Here is a 4,120-nt window from a genome sequence, read left to right on the forward strand (position 1 = left end):
GGGAGCTGGCAGCGCGCCGGGGCCGGGCCTGCGCTTGCTCCTGCCGGCGGTGCTGCACGCCGAGGTCGCCGCCCACGGCTGCTTCGGCGAGCGCAGCGGGCTGGTGGGACGGATGGCTGGGCGCGCCGCCGCCATCGCCACGGGCTTGGATCCGCGCGGTTTCGCGGTGCCGGAGACGTTTTTCTTTCGGCACCGCCAGCAGTACGCAGAAACGCTGCAGGCCTACCGCGCCGGGGATCCCTTCCCGCTGCTGCGCTACCACCTGGCGGCCTGGGAGGCCGGCGGCAAGGAAGCAGAGGGCATCGCCCGCGCGGCTTAAGCACAGGACTTAGGCCCGTGCTTAAGTGGAAATCGGCACTAGGCCGGCCACTTGGCGGGGCCGGGGCGCCCGGCCAGCCAGATGCCGCCGGCGATGAGGGCGGCGATGCCGGCGACCACGCCGGCGCCGATGCCGACCTCCTTGGCCCCGGGCAGGGTGAACAGGGGCTCGGGATCCTTGAAAGTGCGGATGTCCCAGCCGTGCTCCAGGGCGTGCTTCTTCATGGCCCGGTCGGGGTTGACGGCCACGGGGTTGCCCACCTTTTCCAGCATGGGGATGTCGGTGGCGGAGTCGGAGTAGGCGAAGCTGCGGGACAGGTCGTAGCGGCCGGACTCGGCGAGGCGGTCGAGGGATTCCGCCTTGGCCGGGCCCTTGCAGTAGTAGAGGACCTCGCCGGTGAACTTGCCGTCCTCGGCGGCGAGCTCGGTGGCCACGACCTGGTCCACGCCGAGCTCGTCCGCGATGAGCTGGACCAGCGGGCGCGCGGAGGCGGAGATGATGATGACCTCGTGGCCGGCGGCCTGGTGGTAGGTGATCAGCTCCCGGGCCTCTGAGTAGATGGCCGGGGTGAGTACGGTGTGCATGGTCTGCTGGGCGATGGCCTCGACCTCGTCCACGGACCAGCCGGTGACCATCTTGGCGAGCTGGTCCCGGGTGGCGTCCATCTGCTGGCTGGACTGGCCGGCCATCATGAAGCTGGTCTTGGCCAGGGATAGCTGCAGGGCCTCGGTGGGGGTAATCAGACCGTTGTGCATGAACTCCTTGCCGAAGGCGAACGCCGAGGAGGTCGCGATGATCGTCTTATCGAGATCGAAGAAGGCCGCCACGCGGGTGGTGTCGGCGGGGAGGCGTTCGGGCTGGCGAGTCATAGGGGTGAAATCCTGACCTTAAATCCTGTTACTGAAGTGTCTGTCGTTTCCTGTGGTGCAATTGTTACGTTTGTGTTTAATCTACCGCAATTTCCGGTGCTTTCCTAGGGGAGTGGGAAAACTACCTACTCCATCGTAGGTTTGGCCTCGATGGTTACACTCCGCAGGAGCGCGCGCAAGGGCGAACGCCGGGTTATTCACACCAGGATGGTGACATGTGTCGCGGACCACTAATTCGTGGCCGCGCGCTGTGGGGTTGTTCACAGGCATTCTCGCGCGCCCTGGATTGGGTGGGTCAGACCGGCCAGAGTGAGGGGCATGAACGCACCGATTACTGACTTCATCCTCATCGCGGTCACGGACCCGCTGCTCATCCCCGAGGCCCAGCACGCCGCGGCGGCCGCCAGCGCGGAGGTCCGGCACGCCGTCGACCCGCGCGAGATCTCCCGGCTGGCGGCCCAGGCTAGGGCCGTGGTGGTGGACGAGACCACCGCCGCCCACGTGGCCAGCTTGCGCGGCCGGGCCCCGGCCTACTTCGTGGGCAACGAGCCGGGCCCGCTCAACTACGAGGCGGCGCTCAACTGCCACGCGGAGGCGGCGTTTATCCTGCCGGCGGAGTCCCGCCAGCTGCTGGAGACCCTGGGCGAGGTCATGCGCGGACCCGAGGAGGCCACCGCCGAGCACTGCCTGGTGGCCGTGGTGGGTGCCGGCGGCGGGGCCGGGGCATCGCTGCTCGCGGCCGCGCTGGCCCGCACGGCCGGCCAGCACCGGGCAGACGAGGCGGTCACGCTGGTCGATGCCGGCGAATTCTCCGGCGGGCTGGATCTTCTCCTGGGGCTCGAGCAGCAGCCCGGGGCGCGCTGGCCGGAGCTGCGCCTGGGGCAAGGCGCTATCGCCGGGCACGAGCTGCGGGCCGCGCTGCCGACCACTGCGGACGGGGTGGCAGTGCTGTCCGCGGCGCGCAGCGCTGTGGCCGATTCGTTTCGCCTCGAGCTGGCCGCCGTCGAGGCCGCCTCCGAAAGCGTGCGCGGGCAGGCGGGGATAAGCATCTTCGACTGCGACTGGCACCTGCTGCCGCGGCAGGCCCAGCACGTGGTGGTGCTAGCGGCCGCGGAGGTGCGCTCGACCGCGGTGGCCGCCCAGCTGGTGGCCAGGCTGGCCGCGGACAATCGCCGCTGCCACCTGGTGGTCCGGGACCGCGGTTGGTCGGGCCTCGGCCTCGGGGAGGTCGAAAAGATCTGCCACGCCGATGCCGTCGCGCAGGTGCCGACGAGTAAGAAGCTGGCCGCGGCCGTGGAGATGGGCGGGCTGCCGCAGCGCCTGCCCCGCGCCATCGAGGCCACCTGCCGCCAGATCCTGCAGGCGGTGGGCCAGGATGTCTAAGGTCTCGCGGCCTGCGCCGACGCCGTCGCCGCCGCAGCTTATCGACAGCCTCCAGCAGTGCGTGGCGGCCGAGCCGGAGCTGCTCCACCGGCCCGCCGAGCTGGCGCGCCGGGTCCGCCAGGAGGCCGGCGTTATCACCGACGTGGAGGTCCTGCGCGTGCTGCGCCAGCTGCGAGACGACACCACCGGGCTGGGCCCGCTGGAGCGGGTGATGAACTACCCCGGCATCACGGACGTGGTGGTCAACGGCCCGCACTCCGTCTTCGCCGACACCGGGGCCGGGCTCGCGGAGGTCCCGGTCCGCTTCGCAGACGATGCCGAGGTCCGCCGCCTGGCCACCCGCCTGGCCGTGGGCTGCGGGGCGCGCCTGGACGACTCCCAGCCCTTCGCCGACGGGCGGCTCGAGCGCAGCGACGGCACCATCCTGCGCCTGCACGCGGTCCTGTCCCCGCCGGCCGAGGGCGGGACCTGCCTGAGCCTGCGCGTGCTGCGGCAGGCGCAGACCAGCTTCGCGGAGCTCGTCGACAACGGCACCATCGACCCGGCGGTCGCCCCGGTCGTCCGGGATCTCGTCGCCGCCCAGGTCTCCTTCCTGGTGGTCGGGGGCACCGGATCCGGCAAGACTACGCTGCTTTCGGCTCTGCTAGGTGAGGCCGATGCCGCCCAGCGCCTCCTGGTCATCGAAGACACAGCCGAGCTCAAGCCCAACCACCCGCACGTGGTCAGCCTGGTCGCGCGCCGCTCCAACGCGGAGGGGCGGGGAGAGATCACCATGGACGCCCTGCTGCGGCAGGCGCTGCGGATGCGCCCGGACCGGATCATCGTCGGCGAAATCCGCGGCGCGGAGGTCGTGGACCTGCTGGCGGCGCTGAACACCGGGCACGACGGCGGGGCGGGAACCCTGCACGCCAACTCGCTGGCCGAGGTGCCCGCCCGCATGGAAGCTCTCGCCGCCCTCGGCGGGCTGGACCGGGCGGCGCTGCACTCCCAGCTGGCGGCGGCGGTGCACGTGGTATTCACCACCGAGCGCGGCCGGGACGGGCGCCGCCGGCTGGCCCAGATCGGGCTCCTGGAAGGCAACCCGGTGCGGGCGCGGGTGGTGTGGAGTGCGGAGGGCGGCCCGCGCGAGGGCTTCGCCGAATTCGCCGCCGAGCTTTCCGGGAGGCTGTCATGATGAGTGCCCTGTGGTGCTTGGCCGCGGCCGCCGGCGTGTGGGCCACGCTGCCCTCTGGGGCGGCCCGCCTGGGAGGAGCCCGGGGGAAAGCGCCGGGCGGGCTGGGCCCGCTGCGCGCCGCGCCGGCCGTGCTGGCCGGGGTCTTCGCGGTGACGCTGGTCAGCCTGTGGGTGGGCCGGGCTACGGTGGTGGTCGCCGGGGTCTTAGTGGCCGCGACGGCGTGGTGGGTGATCCGCGACGTGCGGCGAAACCGGACCCGGCGCACCGAGCGGGAGGTGCTGGCCGCCTTCCTGGGCACCGTGACCGGCGACCTGCGGGCTGGGGCCACCCTGCCGACGGCGTGGGCGCGCGGGGCGGAGGCCCTGCCGGCGGGCG

At 72.0% G+C, this 4,120-nt stretch carries 3 protein-coding genes and 2 pseudogenes; 4 read left to right on the forward strand and 1 reads right to left on the reverse strand.

Annotated features, from left to right (window positions below; translation table 11 throughout):
- A pseudogene (locus HMPREF3067_RS11315) lies at positions 1 to 319 on the forward strand (oxidoreductase); the annotation flags it as partial.
- Positions 320 to 357: 38 nt separating this feature from the next.
- Here HMPREF3067_RS11315 and HMPREF3067_RS02265 read toward each other — a convergent pair.
- The gene (locus HMPREF3067_RS02265) at positions 358 to 1,188 is read right to left on the reverse strand and encodes an HAD family hydrolase (RefSeq protein WP_070768124.1); all 831 of its coding nucleotides are present in this window, start codon (positions 1,186 to 1,188) and stop codon (positions 358 to 360) included.
- A 318-nt stretch (positions 1,189 to 1,506) separates the two neighbouring features.
- Here HMPREF3067_RS02265 and ssd point away from each other — a divergent pair, with 318 nt between their 5' ends.
- The 3 genes and pseudogenes from ssd to HMPREF3067_RS02280 all read left to right on the forward strand — a co-directional run.
- The gene (gene ssd, locus HMPREF3067_RS02270) at positions 1,507 to 2,571 is read left to right on the forward strand and encodes a septum site-determining protein Ssd (RefSeq protein WP_070768125.1); all 1,065 of its coding nucleotides are present in this window, start codon (positions 1,507 to 1,509) and stop codon (positions 2,569 to 2,571) included.
- Entirely contained in the window at positions 2,564 to 3,745 is a 1,182-nt protein-coding gene (locus tag HMPREF3067_RS02275) for a TadA family conjugal transfer-associated ATPase (RefSeq protein WP_070768126.1), read from the forward strand. Before ssd ends, HMPREF3067_RS02275 begins: the two co-directional genes overlap by 8 nt.
- A pseudogene (locus HMPREF3067_RS02280) lies at positions 3,742 to 4,120 on the forward strand (hypothetical protein); the annotation flags it as partial. The gene HMPREF3067_RS02275 and the pseudogene HMPREF3067_RS02280, both read left to right, overlap by 4 nt.

This window comes from Corynebacterium sp. HMSC04H06 (assembly GCF_001815935.1).
In the GTDB taxonomy this organism is placed as follows: Bacteria; Actinomycetota; Actinomycetes; order Mycobacteriales; family Mycobacteriaceae; genus Corynebacterium.

What these genes read in the sequence shown, in the direction of transcription:
- ssd (WP_070768125.1), top strand. Translation starts at nt 1,507, where the DNA reads ATGAACGCACCGATTACTGACTTCATCCTCATCGCGGTCACGGACCCG.
- HMPREF3067_RS02265 (WP_070768124.1), bottom strand. Translation starts at nt 1,188, where the DNA reads ATGACTCGCCAGCCCGAACGCCTCCCCGCCGACACCACCCGCGTGGCG.
- HMPREF3067_RS02275 (WP_070768126.1), top strand. Translation starts at nt 2,564, where the DNA reads ATGTCTAAGGTCTCGCGGCCTGCGCCGACGCCGTCGCCGCCGCAGCTT.